The organism is Acinetobacter sp. DSM 11652, from assembly GCF_900109815.1.
Lineage (GTDB): Bacteria > Pseudomonadota > Gammaproteobacteria > Pseudomonadales > Moraxellaceae > Acinetobacter.
Genome location: NZ_FOBK01000007.1, coordinates 146,347 through 171,400 on the forward strand (window position 1 = coordinate 146,347; position 25,054 = coordinate 171,400).

Here is a 25,054-nt window from a genome sequence, read left to right on the forward strand (position 1 = left end):
TTGGTTTTCACTTTATGATGTACCCTTAAAATATTTGAATGGATCATTAACATGACAGTTATTGCAAATGACCTTGTGGTTTTATTTAACTATAAATTGACTAATGCAGAGGGTGAAACTCTCGATCAATCTCAAGGTGAACCACTTGCATATTTGCAAGGCGCTGGCAACATTATCCCTGGCTTAGAAAAAGCAATGTTAGGTAAAACGACTGGTGACAAATTCACAGTAACGATTCCTGCTGCTGAAGCTTATGGTGAGTACAACACTGATTTAGTTCAAGAAGTACCTAAACAAATGTTCCAAGGCGTAGACAACATCGAAGCTGGCATGCAATTCCAAGCGCAAACTGATGATGGCGTTCAAATTGTGACTGTTAAAGCTGTTGAAGGCGAAAACGTAATCGTTGATGCTAACTTCCCGCTTGCTGGTCAAGACTTAACATTTGATGTTGAAATCGTTGAAATCCGTGAAGCAACTCAAGAAGAGTTAGATCACGGTCACGTTCACGGTGTAGGTGGTCACCACCACTAAGATCTACGGATTTTAGGACAAAAAGGTGAAGCTTCTGCTTCGCCTTTTTTTTATGCAAAAAATTACAATGCTTAACGATTTAAATGATTCAAATTTTTATAATTTCCTGAGGATATTTGGATATTAATCATATGAATCTCATTTGGTTTCGTCAGGATTTAAGAGTTAGGGACAACACGGCGTTAATGGAGGCAACCCAGCATGGGAATACTTGTGCAGTGGTGATACTTTCGCCTGAACAATGGAAATTGCATGATGATGCAGTGATTAAAATTGACTTTTATCTTCGCCAACTTAAATCACTTGAAATTGAGTTAAAGCAATTCAATATCCCACTTATGGTGGAAATCGTTCCCCAATGGGACGATGTACCAGCTAGATTATTAACTTTCGCAAATAAATATCAAGTTACTGTGATACACGCCAACATTGAAATCGGCGTGAATGAGTTACCTCGTGATGCACAAGTGCAGACCTTATTAGAATCGCATCAAGTAACTGTCGAGTATTATCATGACCGCACAATTTTCCCACTTGAATCAATTCGTAATCAGGCGCACCAGCCTTATCAAGTTTTTGGTGCTTATAAACGTGCATGCTATGAAATCTTGAATATCTCTGTTCCTCAACCACTCCCTGTACCTAAAGTACAGCCTCATGAGCTTATACAACGCTTTCATACCTCCAAAATTCCATCGATACATGATTTTTATCCTGATGCTCAGATTAAATATCAATGGCCTGTTGGAGAGTCATTTGCACTACAAATGCTCGAGAAATTTGTTGATGAGAATTTAGAGACGTACAAACAACAACGCGACTTTCCAAACATTGATGCAACCAGTCAATTATCACCGTATTTAAATCTAGGAATTATTTCGATTCGACAATGTTTGGCTGCAATTTTTAGTCGCTCAAATGGCAATTTTCATCTCTACTCTGATGGTCAACAAACTTGGTTAGATGAGTTATTATGGCGAGAATTTTATCAACATATCCTGTTTGACTTTCCAAGATTATCGAAATATCAACCATTCAATTTAAACACGTCTAATGTGCCATGGCGTGACGCACCCGATGAATTAAATGCTTGGAAGTTTGGACAAACTGGGATTCCAATTGTGGACGCTGGAATCCGTCAAATGCTTGAAACAGGATGGATGCACAATCGTGTCAGAATGATTGTCGCCATGTTCCTTAGTAAGAATTTGCTCATCGACTGGCGTAAAGGCGAACAATGGTTTATGCAACATTTGATTGATGGAGATTTAGCGGCAAATAATGGTGGCTGGCAATGGTGTGCTTCAACAGGTACAGATGCTGTACCTTATTTCCGTATTTTCAACCCCATTAGTCAATCACAAAAATTTGATAGTCAAGGTAATTATATTCGCAAATGGGTACCTGAATTAGCTCATCTTGATGCAAAAATCATTCATGAGCCTTATGCTAAAAATCCGAATCTTAAACTCAATTATCCAAAACCTATTGTTGATTTAAAGATGAGTCGACAGCGCGCATTAGCTGCTTTCAAATCAGCCTAACGAATGCTCGTTCTAAATTTTGTTTGGCTTGATTTTCTAAAGTGTCATGAAAATATGCTGTTTTATAAATGGATTCCATTTGATAAAAGCTATTAAGAACTTCATTTCGTTTTAATGTATAAATTTCAGAGGGTACCCAACTGAATTCTTGATGAATTTGCTGCTGATATTCTTCAAAACGTTTGGCGTTTGAACCGAGAATTGCAAGATCAATATCAAGTAAATAGTTAAGATCCGAATCAGATGCACAACGATGCTCTTTGGTCGCTAATATCCACTGATAAATTTTCTCACATCTCCTCATCTCCATGTGGGGAGATATGATGTTCAGCATCAGATCAGCACTTTGTTGTTCATTATCGTGTGCCTTAGGCTCATATATGACATCATGAAACCAAAGAGCTATAGAGACTGATAAAGGATCTTTTAAATTTGGTAGAACCAATTGTAAGTGATCCATACATTCAACGATATGCTGCACTGTATGATAATGCCGATGAGGCTCACTGTAATGAACTTCTAATCTATCAAGAATAGATATGGAATCCTCTGAGGATAGTTCAAGCTGTTGTGCAGTAGCGGCCCAGTATCTTCTCAACTGTTTTAAATATGAATCAATCATCAGACACCCTGCCCAGCTACCGCCTATTTATTTTCAAGCAGCCTGCTCATCACGTTTAAATACGAGCTCACCTTTCAAAGAACTTTCAGCATCGAAATAATAGCCATCCGTATTGAATGATTTAAGATCATCCACAGTATTAGGTTTATTTTCGATAATATAACGTGCCATCAATCCACGCGCTTTTTTTGCATAGAAACTTATTACTTTATATTTTCCATTTTTCTGGTCTAAAAATACGGGCTTGATAATTTCAGCTTTAATTTTGCTTTCTTTCACCGATTTATAATATTCATCGGATGCGATATTGACCAATAAATCACTCTTGGCTTCTGATAAATCTTGGTTGATCAATTGGGTAATTTCATCTCCCCAAAATTCGTAAAGATTGTGACCGCGTGGATTTGCTAATTTCGTGCCCATTTCTAAACGATAAGGCATCATCAAATCCAGTGGTCGAAGTAATCCATAGAGACCCGATAGCATTCTTAAATGGCATTGAGCATACTCTAAATCAGCTTGCGTAAGCGAATACGCATCCAGACCTGTATAAACATCGCCCTTAAAGGCAAATATTGCTTGGCGTGAATTTGATAAATCAAAGTCTGATTGCCAATCTCTAAAGCGTTCCACGTTAAGATTCGCAATTTTTTCACTCACACTCATTAATTTGGCGATTTCTGAAGCAGACAGTTTACGACTTACGTCTATAAGCTGTTGTGAGTGGTCAAGCAATCTTGGTAAAGTATGTTCATCAGTTGGAAGTGTAGATTCATAATCTAATGTCTTAGCAGGAGAAATTAAGGCAAACATAGAAACCTGATCAAAAAACAATTAATCAAACTATAACAGTAGACTTATTTTATTTCCAATTGTGTTTTTTTTAATTATTGACGTTAAAATATACGATTCTCCTGCACGTTAATCGGTATTTTTATGTCTGAACAAATGTTCATTCAAGGCCCTGTTGGCAAAATTGAGGTTTTTGTAGATTATCCTCAGTCTGAAGTAAAAGGATTTGCGGTCGTTTGTCACCCTCACCCGCTTCAAGGTGGTACTCCTCAGCACAAAGTTCCCACTCTGCTAGCTCAAATGTTCCTTGAGCGTGGTTATATCGTTTATCGTCCAAGTTTCCGTGGATCAGGTCAAAGTGAAGGGGTTCACGATGAAGGATTTGGTGAAACAGAAGATATTTTAGAAGTCATTCGTCAAGTACGTGCAAAACACCTTACATTGCCTTTCTATGTTGGAGGCTTTAGTTTTGGTGCACATGTTATGGCGAAGGCATATCATGCACTACCTCAAGAAATTCAACCTGAACAAGTCATTCTATGTGGTTTACCAACAGCCACAGTTGCTGGTATCCGTCACTATGTTACTCCGGCAATTAAAGGTGATATTCTGTTTATTCATGGTGAGGCAGATGAAGTCACTTTATTATCCGATTTAATTGAATGGGCAAAGCCTCAACGCCATATTATTACAGTGCTACCCGGTGCTAATCACTTCTTCACAGGTTATTTGAAGCAACTTCGCGTCGCGATCACTCGCTTCCTTACTGCTTAATATAAATATTACGTGTTTCAGAAAAACCCAGTGTAGATTCTTTACATTGGGTTTGTTTTATTCCTCGTTAGGATTTCCATTCTAGCGACTGGAACGATTCATCTTCTCTTAATGTCTGCTCTACTGCTTGCGCAAGTTGTTTAATCACACTCTGCGTCTCAATTTTTTGGAACCAATCCTGTTCCTCATCTGCATGCGCACTTATTTCACATACAAAATGTCCTTCGCCATCTGGTTGATTACAGTTCACCCCTAAAGCGATTGGGTGATCAGAGACACTGACTTCTAATTCATGCGGATTCGTAGTTTGAGTGTGAAATCCATGTTGCACCAACTGTTCAGATAACAATGCTGTAACGTAAGTTTGTGCATTATCATGAGAATGACTTGAATGAGCCTTAGCGTATTTCGTTTGATCAACTAAAAATTGTAATTTTTTCATTTCCTCATCCAAAGGCTTTTTAATTATATAGAATTAGAATAAGCAATATAAACAAAACAGCCAAGCTTTTGCTTGGCTGTTTGAAAAGAAATATACAAATCTTTGGTCGTATTATTCACTAACTTGAATAGATAAACCCGCTTGTTCAGTGAGTTGAGTAAATGTTGGGAAACTTGTTGCAACGGTTTCAGTTCCCACAATTTTAATTGCGCCTGAAGTACGCAGCCCCGCAATGGAGAAACTCATTGCAATACGATGATCATGATGTGACTCAATTTCACCACCTGTAAAGATAGCAGACCAATCACCAGACTTACCTTTACCTTCAATAATAATACCGTCTTCCGTAGGCGTACAATCAACACCCATTGTTTTCAATCCATCAGCCATCACTTGGATTCGATCAGACTCTTTTACACGAAGTTCAGCTGCACCAGTTAACACTGTTTGACCTTCAGCACAAGCTGCAGCAATAAATAATGCTGGGAATTCATCAATCGCTAAAGGTACTTGATCTTCAGGCATGTGGATGCCTTTCAAAGTACGAGTGCCACGAATTCGAATATCAGCGATTGGTTCACCACCTGCAATTCGTTCATTCTCGACTGAAATATCAGCCCCCATTTGCTTCAAAATTTCGATCACACCAGTACGAGTAGGGTTAATACCCACTGCCTCAAGTGTTACATCTGAATTTTCAGTAATGGCAGCACCCACCATAAAGAACGCAGCAGATGAAATATCTGAAGGCACTTGAATATTCGTGCCAACTAACTTACCACCACCTTTTAAAGAAATACGGTTACCTTCAGTTTTCACATCATACCCAAATGCACGTAACATACGCTCAGAGTGATCACGTGTCGGTTCTGGCTCAGTCACCGACGTTACACCTTCTGCCCATAAACCAGCGAGCAGAATGCCAGACTTCACTTGTGCAGAAGCCATCGGTAAATCGTAATGAATACCTTTTAGTTGCTGATTACCTGTGATCGATACTGGCGGTGTGCCACGCTCACCTGTTGTTTGAATTTGAGCACCCATTTCACGGAGTGGCTTTGCAATACGTTCCATAGGACGTTTGCTCAACGATGCATCACCAGTCATTACTGAGTCAAATTTTTGCGCAGACAACATCCCTGACAGAAGACGCATTGAAGTCCCAGAGTTACCCATATAAAGCTCACTTGCTGGAGCTTTAAGGCCATGCATTCCTACACCATGAATCGTGACTTCACCATTTTTTGGACCTTCAATATTTACACCCATATCACGGAATGCTTGAAGTGTTGCTAAGGCATCTTCACCTTCTAAGAAACCAGTAACATGGGTTGTACCTTCAGCGATCGCACCAAACATGATTGAACGGTGTGACACAGATTTGTCACCTGGCACGCTAAATTTTCCAGTAAATGATTTAGCACCCGGCAGAATAGTAAATTGCTGTGTCACAGTTTTGTTCTCCATTAAAGGTTTCTTGGCAAGCATATGGTTAAAATGTTGGCGTGCTGCCTGAGCATGTCCAAGCAATCCCATGAGTGCTTTTGAATCTTCGTTTTCAATGAGCTGTCGAATATGAGCCAATTGGTTCTCAAAACCATCAACAGCATTCAAAATCGCTTTTTTATTGGCAAAGAATATATCATGCCACATTTGTGGATCACTCGCCGCAATGCGAGAAAAGTCTCTGAAACCACCAGCTGCATAGCGGAAAATGTCCAGATTATCTTCACGATTTGCAAGTTGCTCAACCAAATTGAATGCCATTAAATGTGGCAGATGACTTGTATGCGCAAGCACTTCATCATGCTTTTCCACATCCATACAAATTACTTCAGCTTGAGCAGCTTGCCATAACTGAATTAGTTTTTGCACTGCCCACTCAGCACTTGTTGCTAACGGCGTTAATATCACTTTGTGGTTAGCAAATAAATCTACTTTACCTGCATGAACACCAGTATGTTCAGCACCAGCTATTGGATGCCCTGGAACAAAACCTGCGGGTAACTGCTCACCAAAAACCGCAATTGCAGCCTCAACAACATTGCCTTTGGTACTGCCCACATCTGTAATTATGGTATCAGGAGTAATCACAGATTTGATCGAGTTTAATACAGATTGTGTAGCTCTCACGGGTAAAGCAAGAACAATTAAATCTGCATCAACCACTGCATCTTTGGCATCAGCATATCCGTCACTAATCAAACCTAAAGCTTTAGCATCTTCTAACGTTTGAACAGATCGCGTAGATGCCACAACATTTTCAGCAAGACCATGTGCTTGAATGACACGTGCTAAACTTGATCCAATCAATCCTAGCCCAATAAATGCAACTTTTTTAAATAAAGGTTGAGACATATCTAAGTTTCAACTCTTTTTAAAGTACCGCAATCGGGTATGAACCAAGAACACGGATTTCTTTGACTAATGGACGAATTTCTTCGACAGCCGCACGTACGTTCTCTTGTTCGATATGCCCTTCTAAATCGATAAAGAATACATAAGCCCATTTTTCAGGCAATGCAGGTCTTGTTTCGATACTGGTCAAGCTAATGTTATGTTTAGCGAACGGCGCTAAAATTTCTAATAACGCACCTGCACGGTCATGTGCAGAGATCAATAAAGAAGTTTTATCATTACCACTTTGTGGTACTTTTTCACGCCCAATAACTAAGAAGCGTGTTGTATTTTCTGGATTATCTTCAATATTGCTATGTAAGATTTCTAAATCATATAAGCTCGCAGCTGTTTCAGATGCGATTGCCGCAGAATGCCATTCATTACGGATACGGCGAGCAGCTTCAGCATTCGAACTCAAAGCCACACGTTCAACACCTGGATAATGTGCATCGAGCCAGCCACGACATTGAGCTAAAGTTTGTTGATGCGCATAGATTTGTTTAATGCTGTCTTTACGCGTATTTGAAGAAATCAAAAATTGATGATGAATACGTAATTCAACTTCACCAATCACATTTAAATGTGACGCTTTAAAACAATCAAGCGTGTGGTTAACCACGCCTTCGGATGAGTTCTCAACAGGAACTAAACCATAATGTGCACTGCCTGCTTCGACTTCTCGGAACACTTCATCAATTGTAGGAAGTGGGCGCACAACCGCATCATGTCCAAAATGCTTGAGTACTGCGGAATGCGTATAAGTTCCTACTGGACCAAGGAAAGCAATGCTTTGTGGTGCTTCTAAAGCAAGACACGCAGACATAATTTCTCTAAACAAACGCGCCATCGTCACGTCAGATAAAGGACCTTCATTACGCTCCATCACATTACGCAAAACTTGTGCTTCGCGCTCAGGACGATAAAACATTGGATTTTCTTCAGAAGCAAATTTTGCTTTTGCTACAGCTTCAGCAAGTCGTGCTCGACGGTTAATCAGTTGTTGGAGTTGTTGATCTACTGAGTCGATATCTTCGCGGATTTTAGCTAAGTCTAAAGAATTCGTCGTGTTTTGATCATCGTTGATCATTGTAATGTCGCCTTACAGAATCAGTTATGTAAACAGTATAACAATAGTTAGCTTTCAAATGTTAAGCAACCAAACTTTATGGCAATAAGACTTAAAAATATACAGTTGAAATAATCATCAATCCAATATGAACTATAAATTAGAAAAAAAGACAAGGTCAATGAATAGGATAGCTTTAATCTTTTTTTTAAAATCAGTTCGCTCTATAAGTTTTAAAATTGAAAACACATTTGAATACATCTCGCTTGTATTCCTCAAACGAGATGTAAATATGGATAGAAAATTAACGTCCTAGCATGCCACGTGCTACGATTTCTTTCATGATCTCGTTGGTTCCGCCGTAGATTCGTTGAATACGTGCATCCACAAAGAAGCGTGAAATAGGATATTCCGTCATATAGCCATAGCCACCAAAGAGTTGCAGTAGATTATCCGCCACTTTCATTTGCATATCTGTACTGAAACTTTTTAATGCAGCTGCTGTTTCAACATCCAATTTCCCTTCTTTATACAATGCTAGGTTTTGATTATAAAACGCGGCTGTAGCCAGTTCATCGATTTTCGCTTGTGCTAAAACAAAACGAGAATTTTGGAATTGTCCAATTTTTTGACCAAAGGCCTGACGCTCTTGGACATATTGAACAGTCACATCAATTGAACCTCGAATTGCCCCTAATGCTGTCGCAGCAATCGCTGTCCGCTCACGTGGTAATTCTTGCATCAAATATGCAAATCCCTGACCCGCTTGACCTAAAAGCTGATCAGCTGGAACTTTTACATTGTCAAAAAAGAGTTCCGAAGTATCTTGGGAATGCAAACCGATTTTGTCGAGATTTGTGCCTTTTTTAAACCCTTCTAAATGAGTATCAACCAATAGAAGTGAGACGCCTTTAGCACGTGCCTGAGGATCTGTTTTAACGGCAAGCACAACCAAATCTGCATGCTGACCATTTGAAATAAAGGTTTTAGAGCCATTCAAAATATAATGATCACCATTCAAAATGGCATTCGTACGGATGGCTTGTAAATCAGAACCAGCACCTGGCTCTGTCATTCCAATTGCCCCGACCACTTCACCAGAAACCATTTTTGGCAACCAGTATTTTTTTTGTTCTTCGTTCGCGATATGTAAAATATATGGTGCTGCAATTTCTGAGTGACATGAAATACCTGTCGATAATGCGCTATAACCTGCACGTGCCGACTCTTCAACCAACATTAAAGAATATTCTGTTGGAACACCATAACCACCGTATTCTTCAGGAACATCTACGCACAAGAAGCCATTTTCACCAAGTGCATTCCACACTGAACGTGGCATTTTTCCTTCACGTTCCCACTGCTCATAATAAGGAGCAACGTGCTCACTCATAAAACGTTTGAAATTATCACGGAATAATTCTAAATCTGCATCATATGCCAACATTCTTGTGTTCCTTACACTTCATTTTTTTATAAGTTTTCATGCTATCCCGTTTTTTTCCAGTTGTCATGGACAAAAGCGCTTGAAAATTCATACAATTTGGTCAGTCTCAAAAGCTAAAAATAATGCTTGATCATTGAATTTGATATTTAGCTTTTATTCGAAGCATCATTCCACGTTACAATGTCATTAAGAACATCCAACTGCATTGATCATGAATACAAAACGTAATTTATATAAAGACTTTGAACATCCATTTGCGCAATTTGTTCGTATTCTTGGCAAAGGAAAAAATGGTGCGCGATCACTGACCTATGAAGAAGCCTATCAAGCATTTGAGATGATTTTAAAAAATGAGGTATTAGACGTTCAGCTGGGTGCTTTTTTAATGCTTTTACGAGTGAAAGAAGAATCTGTAGATGAACTGGCTGGCTTTGTGCAAGCGACTCGTGATCAACTTAAATTTAGAGCTATTGATGTCGACCTAGACTGGTCTTCTTACGCGGGGAAACGCAAACACTATCCGTGGTTTATCTTATCGGCGTTAACCTTAGCAAAACATGGTCATCGTATTGTAATGCATGGGGCTTCTGGACATACCATTAATCGATTATATACAGAACAAGTTTTAGAGTATTTAGGTTATACCATTTGTCAAAATGAAAACGAAGTGGCATCAGAACTTAATCAGCATAACTTTGCCTATATACCACTCGAAGCCATTTCACCTACCTTGAGTGACTTAATTGCATTACGCAATATCATGGGCTTACGCTCACCCATTCATACGCTTTCACGACTCATCAATCCCTTCAATGCCAAAGCCACTTTACAAGCGATATTTCACCCTGCGTACCGCAGTTCTCATCAACAGACTGCCGCCAAATTAGGTTACGTTAACAGTGCGGTGATTAAAGGTGAAGGCGGTGAATTTGAACGAAACCCAGATGCAAAAACCTTAATTTGCGGTATACGAGACGGTGAACTGTATGAGCTTGAACTTCCGAAACTCACAGCTGATCGTTCAGCAATTGAAGAAGAGTTGAACTTAGATACTTTCAAAGAAATATGGTTAGGTGATTCCCAACATACTTACGGAGAGGTGGCTGTTATTGAAACTATGGCAATCGCACTTTACACCATGAATGTGGCTGATAAATTTACACAAGCGCAGACTTTGGCTCAAGAATACTGGCAAAATCACGTCATCGAGTTTAACTTCGGATTAAAAAAAGACACCATCAGGTGTCTTTTTTAAGCATAGAACATTATACAAAACGTATAGGTTGAAATTCTGGCTCTGGAACATGTGAATCACATTCATCACCTTCCTCTTTATGACCTTTATCAATATACCCTGATCTTTCTGTTTCTGGCAGATTTTTAGCTTCCCAAGCAATGACTGCTTGCATTGAAATCTGACGCTGCTCTTGAGTTAAAGCTACACCGTTTGGCCATTTACCGATTTCAACGGCAGTTCTTAAACGAGCAACGATGTCTGCATCCAAAACTGATAACATTTGTTCAATATTCATGTTTAGTCCTGCTGATGAAATGAATCGTAATCTTGATTCCATCCTAGTTTGGTACGACATGCCATATAAAAGTCGTATCCAGGTGGATGTAATAAAGTAAGTTTGAAAGGATGTTTGCGAATATGCAACCAATCACCTTCATTTAAAGAAACACTGTGTTGCCCATCAGCACTCACCATTGGCAACACTCGATTCTTACGAATTTGAATTTTAATTTCACTTTGACCACCCACCACAATCGGACGAGAAGAAAGCGTATGCGGGTGCATTGGCACTAGCGCGATCGCATCCATACTTGGGTGCAAAATTGGACCGCCACCAGAAAGTGCGTATGCTGTTGAACCCGTAGGTGTCGATACAATCAAACCATCACTGTGTTGGCGATAAACATATTGACCATCAATATGAAGATCAAACTCAATCATATGGACTGACTTACCTGAATGCAGCACCACATCATTCAATGCTATTGCATCATAAATCAGTTCATTTTTACTACGAACTTCGACTTCTAATAAAAAACGGCGATCTAGCTGAAACTCACCTTTCAAGACTTGATCTAATTTAAATAACACTTCTGTCGGTTTGATATCTGTTAGGAAACCTAAACGCCCACGGTTTACCCCGATGACGGGAGTATTGTATTTCACTAAAGATCTAGCCGCTTGAAGCAATGAACCATCACCACCTACGACAATCACCAAATCTGTAACTTCACCCAATAAAGCTCGACTGACCGTTTGCGAATTTTTATAAGGGACCAATTTAGCGGTTTCTGAATCAAAAACTGGATGCAAACCTAAACTAATCAAATGGTCATGAATTAGACTTAAAGTCTCAACCACAGATGATTTATCTGGTCGTCCAATTAATCCAATATTACGAAATGACTTTGCTGAAAGTTGCACGTATGCTACGGCTCCAGATGAATTGTTGAGTATCATATCATCATCATTCTGTGACTTACATATTTCAAGCCTGTTTCATGTTATGAATTTCACGAATAATTTCACATTTCCCCAACTTAAAATCTTAATTTTCTCCTTAATATTGAATTAGATAAATCATTACATTTATCTAAAAAAGGCATAAATTCACAGTTTAATTATTGCAAATTATAAAAAAGCTTCGCATGATGAGCGCAATAAAACAGGGTTTTGCTTTTTGATCTATGAAGTTTGAACGTGGTATTGGCTTAATTGCATTGATTTTCTCAGTGCTGGTGATTTCTGCATTTGTGGCTTTTAGTATTTATCTAATCCGCTTAGATAATATTATTCGCGATAAATTTGAAGGCAATCGTTGGGATATTCCAGCGAAAGTATATGCACGCCCCTTGGAAGTTTATGCTAATGCACCCGTTGAGCAACAAAACTTCATTCAAGAGCTAGGTCTGTTGGGTTATAAAAACGCTGAAGACTATACCAAGCCAGGTAATTTTTTGGTTCAAGGCAATACTATATATGTCCACACGCGTGGCTTCGATTTTGGTGATAGTGTAGAACCAGAACAAATCCTCCAAGTCAGTTTTGGCGCTAGTCAAATTTCAGAGATTAAAGCAACAAAACCATCGAGTACGGGGATTGCCCGTCTAGAACCAATGTTAGTTGGGGGAATCTACCCTCAACACAACGAGGACCGTGTTCTCATTAAACTCAATCGTGTTCCTAAACCTTTAATTCAAGCGCTTATTGCCACTGAAGACCGCAACTTCTATCATCATCACGGCGTCTCGTTTCGTGGTACAGCACGCGCAGTTGTAAGCAACGTTACTGGTGGTAAGCGTCAAGGTGGTTCTACACTCACACAGCAATTGGTTAAAAACTTTTATTTGACCCCTGAACGTACAATCAAACGTAAAGTGAATGAAGCCTTTATGGCGTTGTTGCTTGAGTTTCATTATGACAAAGATGAAATTCTGGAAGCATATTTGAATGAAGTTAATTTAGGACAAAATGGTAATTACTCGATCAATGGCTATGGTTTAGCGTCTCAATTTTATTTTGGTTTACCACTTAGAGAATTGAGTATAGCGCAACAGGCTTTCCTTGTCGGACTCGTTCAAGGTCCTAGCTTATACAATCCTTGGAGAAATCCTGAAAGTGCATTAAAACGCCGTAATGTTGTTCTAAACAATATGTTAGTCATGGGATATTTGACTGAAGAGCAATATGAAACTGAGTCAGCTAAACCTTTAAACGTGATTAAAAAACCGACTTTAGGCCCAGCTCGCTTCCCTGATTTCCTAGACATCGTTCGTCGTCAACTCAAAACAGAATACCAAGAAAGCGATTTAACGAAACAAGGTCTTCGAATTTTCACCACATTAGATCCAATCGCACAAATCAAAGTACAAAAATCATTTACAGATTCAGTATCAAGACTGTCTAAGACCAATCCTGCACGCTTGAAAGAGCTTCAAGGCGCGGTATTAGTTTCTCACCCTGAAAATGGTGAATTGATTGCAGCCGTAGGTTCAGTATCTGACTTCACAGGTTTTAACCGCGCAGTTGATGCAAAACGTCAGGTAGGCTCATTATTAAAACCTGTTATTTTCCTAACTGCTTTGGAATCTGGTCGTTATAACTGGGCGACGGCAATCGAAGACTCGCCAATTAGTGTGCCAGTCGATCGCAATCAGACTTGGACACCCAAAAATTATAGCGGAACTTCGTATGGTTACGTCCCAATGGTTCAAGCTTTAGCCAATTCGTATAACCTATCTACAGTTCGCTTAGGACAAGAATTTGGACTTTCTTCATTTACCAATCATTTAATGAAGTTTGGCGTGACTTCACCTATTCCAAATTACCCATCGATTTTCTTAGGGGCTGTTGAAATGTCGCCTATGGAAATCATGAATATTTATGGCAACTTTGCAACTGGAGGGTTTAAATATCCTACAAAATCTATCCGAACAGTTGTTGATACCAATGGGCAGCTCATTAATCGCTACAGTTTAAATGTTCAACAAACGATCGACCCATCGGCTGCTTATATTTTAAATTACGGATTACAACGTGTGATGTCGGCAGGTACAGGACGTGCTGCTTATAACGGCCTCGCTCCGAATCTAAATCTAGCGGGTAAATCAGGTACGACCAATGATACAAGGGACTCGTGGTTCGCGGGGTATTCAGGTAATCATTTGGCAGTTGTCTGGCTTGGATTAGATGATAATAAAGTGACAGGCTTAACGGGCTCATCTGGCGCTTTACCCGTGTGGACCAACGTAATGAAGCAACTGAAGCAAAAACCTGTCAATTTACGTCAACCTGATGAAGTACAGTGGCATTGGATTGACTCAAATAGCGGTGAGCTTTCAGCACAAGGTTGTCAAGGTGCGCTCTATGTACCGATACTTAAATATACTGTTCCTCGTCGCGCAACAGCATGTGGCTTACCACACTACCAAGTAGAGCCGACTTACGTTCCTGAAACGAATGCAGAAGAAATTCCAGCAGAAGACAGCATCGACCAATATATTCGTGAGAGCGAAACAGAAATGGAACGGGATTTAAATACGAATGCCACTCGAGTACTTTCGAGTGGAAGTTATAATCCTTAAAATAAGTTTAGGAGGAGTTAAGGTTAATGACAAAACTGAATTTTAGCGTACTATTCGCCAGCATATTACTCTTAGGCGGTTGCCAAACTTTAACCTCCCCTAAAAACTCACAACCGTCTCAGAAACCTAAACAAGCTGAGACTAAAACAACACCATCTCAAAAAGATGCCGATGGTATTAAAATTACGCCTTACGATCGACCTGAGATTAAACGGGAACAATTACAAATTGTTATTCCTGAACAGAAAAGCTCAACTCAAAAATTCGATGATGGCCGCCAACTTCCCGCATTTAAAAATCTAATGCAACAAACCCATCATGCATTTCGTCAAGCAAAATGGAGTGAAGCTGAGAAAGCCGCACTCCAAGCACAAAGACTTGCCCCTCAATCTGCAGAGACCTATATGTATCTCGCGATGATTGCCAATCAAAAAAATGAGGCAAAAAATGCTGAATCGTTGGCAAAACGAGGTCTCAGTTATGCTCAAACAGCAACGATGAAGCGACAACTTTGGCAAATTATTTTGAAATCAGGTCAACTCCAAAAAAATCAAAAACTCATCCAAGAAGCACAAAACCAAATCAAGAAATTTTGATGTAAGCATGAGTTTTGCTTTTTTAATGCCTTTAAAAAGCACGAATACCAGCAATTCCATAAGCTCCATGTTGTATGGCCTGATCTAATAATTCAGGCTTCATACCGCCTAGCGCATAAACTGGTATATGTATATCTTTTGATAACAATTCAAACTGCGTCCAACCTAAGGGTGCTTGCTGAGGATGCGATGTTGTACACAGTACTGGACTTAAAAATATTGCATCAAAACCTAACGCTACAGCTCGACTGACACTAGAATGGTCATGACAGGATGCGATGCGTTTAATGCCCTTCCATTCCTCCATAAATGAATCAGAATTTAATTGCATCAATTGATCATGTTTAAATTGTACGGCAAATACTTTTTTCTGATTTGATTCTGATAATCCTATCCACACATCACGATTGATAATGAGCTGATCCAGTTGATTATACTGGTTGAGTTGCAGCGCAAAATCTAAAGCATTTTCAGTTCTCAAATAGCTAACTCGATTAAGATCAATGGTTGTATCGAGACGATCTATATTTTTTATTGCCATTTTATTCGGCCAGAGTAGTCGTTTAACAATGGCATCATTGGCTTTAGGAAAATTCAAAATGGTTAGTGCTGAACGATCATGCCATGTCCAAGGACTTTCAATATGATCTAGTAGAGACTGATCTACATAAGCCTGATAAATGTGCAATTTTACGATTAGATCTTCATATTCATGCGTAATAATATCGAATAAATAGACATGATCTAGAAAAATTCCCACCTCTTCTTGAACTTCACGCTTGCAAGCTTGTTCAGGAGTTTCACCTAACTCCACTTTTCCTCCAGGAAACTCAGCTTTATCCCCCTGATGTAAAGAGACTTCTCTCCACCCGACAAGAACTTGATTTTTGTGGAATAACAACGCTATAGAAACATTAAGAGTTTTTTTTGACATGATTATCTTTCAAAAAATGAGTGCTTAATTGTAAGCATTTTATGTTTTTTTATAAATGAGAAAAATTATCGTTGACAGCCCTATTCGATAATGATTATCATTTAAATCGTTCACCACATACCACGGAGTCCAAGGAATGAACGCACCATTTAGCTTATTCACACGTAATAACGAAAACCACCAAGCATTACCAATGCTTCACTCAAATAATCTATTTGCTCTAGGCAGAGAAATTCGCATCATGCATGCAGGAGAAGAATATCGCCTTCGTCTCACACGAAATAATCGACTCATTTTGACAAAATAAAAATTCTAAAATTTGATAATAATAATCGTGGAACTAAGCAGTATGAATCAGCGCATACTGCTTCTTTAATTTTATTTCTTCAAATTTGTTGATAATTAATTTTAATGAAATTTAATTTCAACTTTTAACCCACCTAACTCCGATTTCTTAAATACAATCTCGGCTTGGTGTAGTTCGACAATTTTACGGCAAATTGATAATCCTAATCCTGAGCCCGATGTACGTGTGCCTAACTTACGATAAAATCTTTCTCCCAGCCGATCAATTACTGTTTGCTCAATGCCGTGACCTTCATTTTCAATCACAAATAGAATTTCATTATTATTTTGTTTGATTGAAATATCAACGATTCCATTCGGTGGCGTATAGCGGATTGCATTATCGACTAAATTTCGGATGCAGCTAAACATTAACTCAGGATTTGCATTAATCGCATGATTTCCTAACTCAGTTTTAAACTGAATGTTTTTTTCTTGGCTCAAAGGTTGTACTGAATGTAAAACCTCTTTCGTCAAACGGTCTAAATCTATGGACTGTATAGGTACATCTTGCGTTGAAGATGGGTCAAGTCTAGCCAACAAAAGTAAATTTTCTAAAATATTTGAGCCTCTACTCACATCTTTTAGAATCTGCTCTAAGTCTTGTGACAAATCCTCATGATCAGACTGGTATTTTCGTTTTAAAAGTTGTAACCGCATTTGAATCGCTGAAAGTGGCGACCTTAATTCATGGGATGCATCTGCTGTAAAACGTTGTTCCGCAGTAATTGCCCGATCTAAACGCTCCATCATTTGGTTTATTTGACTCACAATAGGTTGCAGTTCTTTTAGTTCTGGTTTTGAAGGTGTAATCGGTGATAAATCCTTAACGGTCTTTTGCGATATTAATTTTGAAAGTTGGTGAATAGATCGAAACTGACGTCGTATAATAAAGTGTAGAATAAACCATTGAATGCCCCATAAAATAATGAGAACACCACCGTAGCCCAGCAAACTTTTGAATAACTGATCAACACGCGCTGACATGGGTTGAAGCATAGTTAGAATTTGCTGATCGCTTTGCTCACTGTAATAACGAAATAATCGTCCTTCTAGCCAAACAAAACCAAAGTGATCATTCTGAAAAAAGACCTTGGAACCAATTTGACTGAAAGCAAGGTCTTGCGATTCAATCAAAATAAGTTCATCGAGCTTTAATTCATATTTGATATCAAATTGTTCACTTAAATCATCTAACTCATTTCCCACATGACTTGAAATATCACTGACCAAAATCAAATCGGCGATTTCATCCATCATATTGTCATGGGTCTGCATGTTCTGGTAAAGCGAGATCACCAATAAAAGAATTAATGCGACAACGCCCGCCAACATCGAACTGAGCATTGAAGACTTAACAAGACGATTCTGTAAAGAAATAGGGTGCTGATCCAACACTGTTCTACCTTAAGTCTGATCTAGATTCATTCGATAACCTAATCCACGAATCGTTTTAATCATGGTTGAGCCTATTTTTTTCCGAATCTGATAAATATAAACTTCAACTGCATTACTTTCAATTTCATCACCCCAAGCATATAAGGACTCTTCTAGTTGCTCACGTGTCACAACACGTTCAGGATGTTGCATTAACTTATATAAAATTTGGTACTCTTTCGCTGTGAGATTGACAATTTCTGAATTTAATTTAACAACTTTGGCTTGGGGGTCCAAACTCACGGATCCAAACATTAGGATTTGAGACGTGCCTTTGTGCTGAGTACGTAGTTGTGCTCTCACTCTCGCCGAGAGCTCATCTAAACTGAATGGTTTAACTAGATAATCATTAGCCCCCAAATCAAGTCCTCCAACACGATCTTGGATACTGTCTTGGGCTGTAATAAAAATAACTGGTGTATTGTGTTGGTGTTTTCTTAAATGTGTCAGAATATCATCACCAGTTGCTTTCGGTAATCCACGATCAAGTAATAAACAATCATATTGATGCTGCTCAATTGCTAATATCGCATGATCTCCACGCTCGACCCAATCAACACTATATCCATCCATTTCTAACCAAGCTTTGATACTTTCAGCTTGTGACACATCATCTTCTGCTAATAATATACGCATGTCTCTCTTCACTAAGCCACAATTCATTCACTATAAAGTTTTTCAAAAAAAGATGCATAAAAAAACCACATTTCTGGAGAATGTGGTTTTTTGGTTTGAGTACTTAAAAGCCATAAATCAAATACTCAATTCAGTAAATAGCTCATTAAAATTGAACTTGATCTACATCAATTTCTACACGCTTAGCAGGCTTATAATCAATATCCACTTCACCAATTAATACAACAGGTGTTTTTGCAGAGATTGGTTTACCTTGCCAAAGTTCATCATCAATATCCACAGTGATCACACCTGTGCTATCGCGGAATTGATATTTTTCATCACCAGTTGCCTTAACAATATAGCCTTTTAATTTCACTGGCGTATCATCTTTGGCAGTTAAAGCACTTTTAACAGTCGTAATTGCTTGTGGTGCAATGGCTGCATGATTAACAGCACTTTGGTTCACTGCCGTATTAGCCATTGCAAATGTAGTTGCACCGACTAAAGCTGTCGCAATTAAAGCTTGATTAAACATTTTCATTTTCTATACCTTTTCAAGTGATGTTTGTTTCGATAAAGCTATTAAAACAAACAATGCTGAAGCGAATCTTAAGAAATATGAATATTTATTAATCTTTGACAATTAACTTAGTGGTACGACTCTTAGCACCTCTTCTAATGTCGTTACCCCTTCAAGGACTTTTCGAGCACCCGCAATACGCAACGGTTCTACACCTTCTTTTTTTGCGTGAGCACGTAATTCATCTAAATTAAGATTAGCACTGATTTTTTGTTTTGTTTCTAGAGACACAGGCATAAATTCATATATACCCACCCGCCCCTTATATCCTGTGTGACGACAATGTTCACAACCTTTGGCATGATACACTTGAGCAGGCATCTTCACTAAATACCCATAGGTCAGATGCTCCCATTCTTGAGCATTAATTTCCCGTTTTTCTTTACAATGAGAACATAATTTTCTGACTAACCTTTGCGCCAATACCCCTAAGATTGTTGCCGCTGTTAAAAATGGCTGCACCCCTAGATCATGTAAACGAGTCAAGCTTGAAGGTGCATCGTTTGTATGAAGTGTTGAAAGTACGAGATGACCTGTTAACGCAGCTTGAATCGCCATATTCGCTGTATCTTGGTCTCGGATTTCCCCTACCATGATAATGTCTGGATCTTGGCGCATGAGGGCACGTACACCATCGGCAAAATGAAGATCAATTGCAGGGTTTACCTGCATCTGATTAAAGCTCGGCTCTATCATCTCGATAGGATCTTCAATCGTACAAACATTTAATTGCTCAGTCGCAAGTTGTTTCATTGATGAATACAGGGTTGTGGTTTTACCTGAACCAGTTGGACCTGTCACTAAAATGATGCCGTGACTATTTTTGGTAATGGCATTCCATTGTTCTAGCAGTTTTCCTTCAAAACCCAGTTGTTGGAAACTCCTCACTAATACTTCAGGATCAAAAATTCGCATTACCATTTTTTCGCCTGCTGCAGTAGGCAGAGTTGATAAACGCAGTTCAGTTTCTTGACCCTTAGGTGTACGCGTTTTTAAACGCCCATCCTGAGGACGTCGTTTTTCTGCAACGTTCATACGACCCAGAATTTTAATACGAGAAATTACTGCCGTGAGTGTATTGCTAGGCATGTTATAAATCGTATGCAGCACACCATCGATACGGAATCTAACACGTCCTTTCTCCGCACGAGGCTCAAGATGAATATCACTCGCACCCTGTTCAAAGGCAAATTGAAGCAACCAGTCGACTAATTTTACGATGTGCTGATCGTTGGCATCAGGATTTTGACTATCACCCAATTGTAAAAGGGATTCAACACCTCGGCTCTGTCGGTCGTAAGCTCCTGAATATTGAGAGGAGTTTACTGCTCGGCTCACTTGATAATATTCAATCAAGTAACGTTGTAACTGCTCTGGATTCAATAAAACCTTAACAATTTTTTTAGGACTTAAGCTCTTTTCTAAATTCTTGACCCAATCATCCAAGAATGGTTGATCTGTACCAATTAAGATCTGATCAGGATGCACTTCCACAGCAAGAATTTTATTTTTGAATGCATATTCTTGTGACATGACCTGAGTCAGTGCTGCAACATCTGCTTTAAGCGGGTCGATCACATAATATTGGAGTTGTGTTTTTAATGCTAACCACTCACATAAGCGTTGCAATGTTAACTTATGTTGAGGTTGAACTTGATCTACCAATTCAAAATGAGCAATCCACTGCAATGGATGCCATTTAAATTGATCTTTTTGGCGGTGTCGGGTTTGTATGAGCAACTTATCTCGTTCTAAAATACGACCATCTTTTAGTAGTTGTTCTAAACACCATGTTGTATCAATTTCAAAATTAAAATTCATTCAAATTGCCCCATTCCTTGAGCCCAACTATAGCAAATTCTTTATTCAACATTAGCCTTTAGCCTATTCAGAATTTACAATTAAATTCATTAGATCAAATTCAGCTTTAAATACATCAGTCCAACAATTTATTCGTTTGCACAAAGTTCCAGTGCAACGATCTCAACCTCAGTATCCACTTTAAATTTGACATTTAAGAGGCCGAAACTTAGCCCATAAATTCGCTCAGGATCATTTTGATAAGATGGTCTTGGATCAAATGATAGAACTTGCTCCAATTCTTTGATTAAACTTTCTGCAACATGTTGTTGCACCAACAGCTCATTTCGTTGAATTTCAGCAGTTTTTGACCAAATAACAACTTTTTGAATTGGCTTATCCTGTGCATAACCGCTCGTCGCCTCAATCACGGCATCAGAATACTGAATATATGGTTTGATATCGATAACTGGTGTTCCATCTAGTAAATCACTACCAGACACATACAACCTCAAAGAATCACCTTCTTTAAAAAGTCTTTTGAATTGTACGACTGACATACCGATAGGTGCTGGACGGTACATGCTTCTTGTCGCAAAGACCCCCACTTTTTTATTTCCACCTAAACGTGGTGGTCTGACTTGAGGCTTAAATTTTTGATTATTCTGATTTTTATTATCGTGAAACTGCCAAATCAGCCATAAGTGACTGAAATCATGTATACCTTCAAAAGCCAATTCATCATTATATGGCGCCAATAGTTCAATATAACTTTCAATATTTACTAAATTTGGCTGACGTGGAATACCAAACTTTTCTTTGTAGGGAGATCTCATTATACCAATCACAGGTAAAGTCAGCTCATTCATAATCACTTTTTTTGATAAGCTCAATTAAATATATTCAGTTTATCGAGAATGGTTTTAGTTTAGAATAGCAAGCTGTTCTAATTTGATAATTTATTGAGACCTTTAATGGCTGCTTTTAACGTCGAAAAGATTACTCACGTACACCACTGGAATGACACATTATTCAGTTTTAAAACGACTCGCGATACAGCATTGCGTTTTAAAAATGGTCAATTTGTGATGATTGGTTTAGAAGTCAATGGCAAGCCTTTAATGCGTGCATATTCGATTGCTAGCGCGAACTATGAAGAAGAACTTGAGTTTTTCTCTATTAAAGTTCCAGATGGTCCTTTGACATCAATCCTACAAAAAGTAAAAGTTGGTGATGAAATTTTAGTTTCTAAAAAACCGACTGGTACACTTGTTCTTGATGATTTAAATCCTGGTAAAAACTTGTATCTTTTATCATCAGGTACTGGTTTAGCTCCTTTCCTTTCGACTATCCGTGATCCAGAAACTTATGAGCGTTTCGAGAAAATCATCGTTGTACACGGTACACGTTATATCTCAGAGTTGGCGTATCAAGACCTTATTCAAAATGAAATTCCAAACCATGAGTTCTTTGGGGAACTTGGTGCGAAAGAAAAGTTAATTTATTACCCAACAGTTACACGTGAAGACTTTCATACTCAAGGTCGTGTTACAACTGCGATTGAAACTGGTGCTCTTTTCGAGAAAATCGGCTTACCTCGTTTTAATCCTGAAACTGACCGTGCAATGTTATGTGGTTCTCCTGCATTCCTCGACGATGTAGCTGCACTTCTTGATCAACATGGCCTAAAAGAATCTCCACGTATGGGTGTTCTTGGTGATTATGTGATTGAACGTGCTTTTGTTGAAAAATAAAAACTTGTACATTAAAAACCGAGCTTTTTTGCTCGGTTTTTTTATGGAGTGTTTTATTTTCCTATTATTTAAATCGATTTTATCTTGATTTAACTCTGTAGTAACTTTATTCAGCAATGCTGAACTAGAAGCAATATCGTCATTTCAGATATTCAACATGCACAGTAATCACTAACACTTAGTTTCTAATGTATTAACTTTAATACTAGTAAACAATAGGGTTCTTTCATAAATCATTTTTTAATCAGTTCTAAATTATAAATCCCTGCGATTAAACTGAATCTTAATCCCAATCTTTTGCCACGGTTGCGATATCGCTCAGCAAGGATTTTGAAGGTCTTCAAAGTCCCAAATACATGCTCAATCCCAATTCTTCTTTTATTGATTTCTTGATTGTAAACTTTTAGCTCAGGTTCTAGTTTACAGTGCTTTTTTGCTTTTAATGGCAATAGACTATTTGGATACACCGTATAAATCCCTTGATAGCCTTTATCTGCAAGGATAAAAGACCCTTTAGGAATTTGATTCAGGTTACGTTTGAAGAGCTCGAAATCATGTACTGCAGCACGACTCGTGCATAAACTTAGAACTTGCTGTGTTCTATAATGGATAATGGCTTGTACTTTAAAAGTATGTGCCTTCTTCTTACCACTATAGCATTTCTTCTGTTTTTTTAGGTCTTTGAATTGGAATTTCTGTGGCATCTACGATCACCACATTCCAATCGATACCTTCGCCTTTAGCCAAACTCTTGGGTAAATTAAATAGATTAGACTTGATCACGCAATCTTCTACGTGGCGGACGATTCTTAAAGCAGTAAGCTCTAACACACCATAACTCGTTGCGACATGAAACAATGTTCGATATTCCCGCCAATAACTTAAGCACAGAAGGATTTGATCTTCTACACTTAACTTAGATGGTCTACCTTTAGCAGGTACAAGCATTTTTAGCTGTTCAGTCATTAAAACAAAGGTTGACCATGAGATGCCTGTATATCGCTTAAACTGTGTTTCAGAGAGCTTCTTTGAGTCGATGTATTTCGTTCGCAAATTATGCATGAATATTTAAAATTATTCGGTACAAATAGTCAGCAAGGGATAGATCTTTTTTTGACTTATGAGAGAGATCTAATAGAGCTATTATTTTCTAATAATATATTTTCCCAATAATTTATTGAATCCTTATCTGTTTTATTAAGACTTTCATAACCCTTACTATTTTTAAATTTTTTTATTTTTAGAATTAAATTTGTATTATCCCTCTTTGATAATAATTCATTTAAAAGCAACAAGCCACCACCATTATACTCTAAATTTTTTGAGCCCAATATTATTATTGAATAGTAAAAATCATCTTGGTCTTTTTGATTTTTTCTTTCAATTTCTAATGACTGCTTTTCTAACCCACCAAATAAATAAAAATCTTTAAGGAAAAAAGAAATTAAAACTTTAGATGACTCTAATTGAAACCTCGAATCAATCGATTTAAATTTATATAATAAAGCTAAATATAATATCAATATAGCCAAAATTAATACAAAAAAAATGTAAGAAATTTTTTTTAAAATCATAACATATTCCATTCTAATTTATTTAACATGTAATATTCCATAAAGTTTAAGCTGTCTATTCTTTCTGTACCATTTATCCTCATACTCAATCGTTGAAGTCGATGTTTTGTCAAGCATTTCCTTTAATTTACCCCAACTCTCTCTACCTTGTTGATCAAAACTACTGATTGTTACACAACCATGACTAACAGTACGCGGATGAAGGCGAAAACCGAATCGTTTATTACCAAATTGGTCTATAGTCTCATCATCAATTTTTTCATCAATTTTTAATAACCCGTACCAATGATTATTATTGGGTCTGTCTGGATTAGGATATTCCGTTATATAATATGATCCTGGTGGTATTGGTTTTTCGTAATTATTTCCATTAGCGTTAAATACTCCCTCTTGACTAATATGACCACCAGTGAAAGCACCTATCCTCATTGATTGTTTCGTATCAACATCTGTAATAATCACTGTATTATTTTTACTACTAAATCCTATTCCAACTTGCAACCCCATTGGATCGACCCACTGATTCGGATCACTTACATAAGCGAAGTTATTTAAACCACCTAATAGACTGATCGGATCTTTGCTTACATAGCGCGCACAAAATGGTTCGTAATATCTGTAACGGTTGTAATGTAATCCTGTTTCCTCATCGTAATATTGCCCTTGGAAACGGATATCACTTTTTTCTAATGGAT

26 protein-coding genes are annotated in these 25,054 nt (G+C 38.1%); 8 read left to right on the forward strand and 18 right to left on the reverse strand.

Annotated elements, in window-relative coordinates:
* The first annotated feature begins 51 nt into the window (after positions 1-51).
* Together BMW42_RS08770 and BMW42_RS08775 are read left to right on the forward strand one after the other, a co-directional pair.
* Positions 52-534: an FKBP-type peptidyl-prolyl cis-trans isomerase gene (locus BMW42_RS08770; RefSeq protein WP_092767151.1), complete on the forward strand. Its 483-nt coding sequence runs from the start codon at positions 52-54 to the stop codon at positions 532-534.
* Between the two features lie 131 nt (positions 535-665).
* On the forward strand, positions 666-2,078 hold the full coding sequence (locus BMW42_RS08775) for a cryptochrome/photolyase family protein (protein WP_092767153.1): 1,413 nt from the start codon (positions 666-668) through the stop codon (positions 2,076-2,078).
* On the opposite strand, the gene BMW42_RS08780 is transcribed toward BMW42_RS08775, so the two are convergent.
* Both BMW42_RS08780 and yaaA read right to left on the reverse strand, forming a co-directional pair.
* Entirely contained in the window at positions 2,065-2,700 is a 636-nt protein-coding gene (locus BMW42_RS08780) for an HD domain-containing protein (protein WP_092767155.1), read from the reverse strand. The two genes, BMW42_RS08775 and BMW42_RS08780, sit on opposite strands and share 14 nt — an antisense overlap.
* Before the next feature lie 33 nt (positions 2,701-2,733).
* On the reverse strand, positions 2,734-3,513 hold the full coding sequence (yaaA, locus tag BMW42_RS08785) for a peroxide stress protein YaaA (RefSeq protein WP_092767157.1): 780 nt from the start codon (positions 3,511-3,513) through the stop codon (positions 2,734-2,736).
* Positions 3,514-3,636: 123 nt separating this feature from the next.
* On the opposite strand from yaaA, the gene BMW42_RS08790 reads away from it, so the two are divergent.
* Positions 3,637-4,266: an alpha/beta hydrolase gene (locus BMW42_RS08790; protein ID WP_035267316.1), complete on the forward strand. Its 630-nt coding sequence runs from the start codon at positions 3,637-3,639 to the stop codon at positions 4,264-4,266.
* 67 nt (positions 4,267-4,333) lie between these two features.
* On the opposite strand, the gene BMW42_RS08795 is transcribed toward BMW42_RS08790, so the two are convergent.
* From BMW42_RS08795 to BMW42_RS08810, 4 genes are all read right to left on the reverse strand, one after another.
* Positions 4,334-4,708: a hypothetical protein gene (locus BMW42_RS08795; protein ID WP_092767159.1), complete on the reverse strand. Its 375-nt coding sequence runs from the start codon at positions 4,706-4,708 to the stop codon at positions 4,334-4,336.
* 111 nt (positions 4,709-4,819) lie between these two features.
* On the reverse strand, positions 4,820-7,066 hold the full coding sequence (locus BMW42_RS08800) for a bifunctional prephenate dehydrogenase/3-phosphoshikimate 1-carboxyvinyltransferase (RefSeq protein WP_092767161.1): 2,247 nt from the start codon (positions 7,064-7,066) through the stop codon (positions 4,820-4,822).
* 19 nt (positions 7,067-7,085) lie between these two features.
* Complete coding sequence (pheA, locus tag BMW42_RS08805; protein WP_035267321.1) at positions 7,086-8,195, reverse strand: prephenate dehydratase; 1,110 nt, start codon at positions 8,193-8,195, stop codon at positions 7,086-7,088.
* A gap of 283 nt (positions 8,196-8,478) precedes the next feature.
* Positions 8,479-9,621, reverse strand: coding sequence for an acyl-CoA dehydrogenase family protein (locus tag BMW42_RS08810; RefSeq protein WP_092767163.1), 1,143 nt, complete (start codon positions 9,619-9,621; stop codon positions 8,479-8,481).
* Positions 9,622-9,832: 211 nt separating this feature from the next.
* Here BMW42_RS08810 and BMW42_RS08815 point away from each other — a divergent pair, with 211 nt between their 5' ends.
* Positions 9,833-10,876 (forward strand): glycosyl transferase family protein, encoded by a 1,044-nt coding sequence (locus BMW42_RS08815; RefSeq protein ID WP_092767165.1) that lies wholly within the window; start codon positions 9,833-9,835, stop codon positions 10,874-10,876.
* A 10-nt stretch (positions 10,877-10,886) separates the two neighbouring features.
* Here BMW42_RS08815 and BMW42_RS08820 read toward each other — a convergent pair whose 3' ends face one another.
* Together BMW42_RS08820 and BMW42_RS08825 are read right to left on the reverse strand one after the other, a co-directional pair.
* Positions 10,887-11,153, reverse strand: coding sequence for a YeaC family protein (locus BMW42_RS08820; protein ID WP_035267325.1), 267 nt, complete (start codon positions 11,151-11,153; stop codon positions 10,887-10,889).
* Between the two features lie 2 nt (positions 11,154-11,155).
* Entirely contained in the window at positions 11,156-12,097 is a 942-nt protein-coding gene (locus tag BMW42_RS08825; protein WP_092767167.1) for an NAD(+) kinase, read from the reverse strand.
* A gap of 227 nt (positions 12,098-12,324) precedes the next feature.
* Here BMW42_RS08825 and mrcB point away from each other — a divergent pair, with 227 nt between their 5' ends.
* Together mrcB and BMW42_RS08835 are read left to right on the forward strand one after the other, a co-directional pair.
* Positions 12,325-14,721: a penicillin-binding protein 1B gene (gene mrcB / locus BMW42_RS08830; protein ID WP_092767169.1), complete on the forward strand. Its 2,397-nt coding sequence runs from the start codon at positions 12,325-12,327 to the stop codon at positions 14,719-14,721.
* A gap of 26 nt (positions 14,722-14,747) precedes the next feature.
* A complete protein-coding gene (locus tag BMW42_RS08835) occupies positions 14,748-15,317 on the forward strand; it encodes a tetratricopeptide repeat protein (RefSeq protein ID WP_092767171.1) in 570 nt (189 codons plus the stop codon).
* Between the two features lie 31 nt (positions 15,318-15,348).
* Here BMW42_RS08835 and BMW42_RS08840 read toward each other — a convergent pair whose 3' ends face one another.
* Positions 15,349-16,251: a thiamine phosphate synthase gene (locus tag BMW42_RS08840; RefSeq protein WP_092767173.1), complete on the reverse strand. Its 903-nt coding sequence runs from the start codon at positions 16,249-16,251 to the stop codon at positions 15,349-15,351.
* A gap of 136 nt (positions 16,252-16,387) precedes the next feature.
* Here BMW42_RS08840 and hemP point away from each other — a divergent pair, with 136 nt between their 5' ends.
* Entirely contained in the window at positions 16,388-16,558 is a 171-nt protein-coding gene (hemP, locus tag BMW42_RS08845; protein WP_035267337.1) for a hemin uptake protein HemP, read from the forward strand.
* A gap of 101 nt (positions 16,559-16,659) precedes the next feature.
* Here hemP and BMW42_RS08850 read toward each other — a convergent pair whose 3' ends face one another.
* From BMW42_RS08850 to tsaA, 5 genes are all read right to left on the reverse strand, one after another.
* Entirely contained in the window at positions 16,660-17,994 is a 1,335-nt protein-coding gene (locus tag BMW42_RS08850) for a sensor histidine kinase (RefSeq protein WP_322853435.1), read from the reverse strand.
* 9 nt (positions 17,995-18,003) lie between these two features.
* A complete protein-coding gene (locus tag BMW42_RS08855) occupies positions 18,004-18,669 on the reverse strand; it encodes a response regulator transcription factor (protein WP_092767175.1) in 666 nt (221 codons plus the stop codon).
* A 145-nt stretch (positions 18,670-18,814) separates the two neighbouring features.
* Positions 18,815-19,186 carry a NirD/YgiW/YdeI family stress tolerance protein gene (locus tag BMW42_RS08860; RefSeq protein ID WP_373683345.1) on the reverse strand — a complete coding sequence of 124 codons (372 nt, stop codon included), beginning with the start codon at positions 19,184-19,186 and terminating at the stop codon, positions 18,815-18,817.
* A 108-nt stretch (positions 19,187-19,294) separates the two neighbouring features.
* Entirely contained in the window at positions 19,295-21,052 is a 1,758-nt protein-coding gene (locus tag BMW42_RS08865; RefSeq protein WP_035267342.1) for a GspE/PulE family protein, read from the reverse strand.
* Between the two features lie 128 nt (positions 21,053-21,180).
* On the reverse strand, positions 21,181-21,900 hold the full coding sequence (gene tsaA / locus BMW42_RS08870) for a tRNA (N6-threonylcarbamoyladenosine(37)-N6)-methyltransferase TrmO (protein WP_092767179.1): 720 nt from the start codon (positions 21,898-21,900) through the stop codon (positions 21,181-21,183).
* 105 nt (positions 21,901-22,005) lie between these two features.
* Between tsaA and BMW42_RS08875 the strand changes: the two genes are divergently transcribed.
* Complete coding sequence (locus BMW42_RS08875; RefSeq protein ID WP_035267346.1) at positions 22,006-22,785, forward strand: ferredoxin--NADP reductase; 780 nt, start codon at positions 22,006-22,008, stop codon at positions 22,783-22,785.
* Between the two features lie 233 nt (positions 22,786-23,018).
* On the opposite strand, the gene BMW42_RS08880 is transcribed toward BMW42_RS08875, so the two are convergent.
* From BMW42_RS08880 to BMW42_RS08895, 4 genes are all read right to left on the reverse strand, one after another.
* A complete protein-coding gene (locus BMW42_RS08880) occupies positions 23,019-23,489 on the reverse strand; it encodes a transposase (RefSeq protein ID WP_092767181.1) in 471 nt (156 codons plus the stop codon).
* Complete coding sequence (locus tag BMW42_RS08885) at positions 23,437-23,847, reverse strand: transposase family protein (RefSeq protein WP_092767183.1); 411 nt, start codon at positions 23,845-23,847, stop codon at positions 23,437-23,439. The genes BMW42_RS08880 and BMW42_RS08885 overlap by 53 nt, the downstream gene beginning before the upstream one ends.
* Before the next feature lie 56 nt (positions 23,848-23,903).
* On the reverse strand, positions 23,904-24,359 hold the full coding sequence (locus BMW42_RS08890) for a hypothetical protein (protein WP_092767185.1): 456 nt from the start codon (positions 24,357-24,359) through the stop codon (positions 23,904-23,906).
* 18 nt (positions 24,360-24,377) lie between these two features.
* A partial coding sequence (locus tag BMW42_RS08895; protein WP_143047407.1) for an RHS repeat-associated core domain-containing protein occupies positions 24,378-25,054 on the reverse strand: 677 nt, incomplete at its 5' end.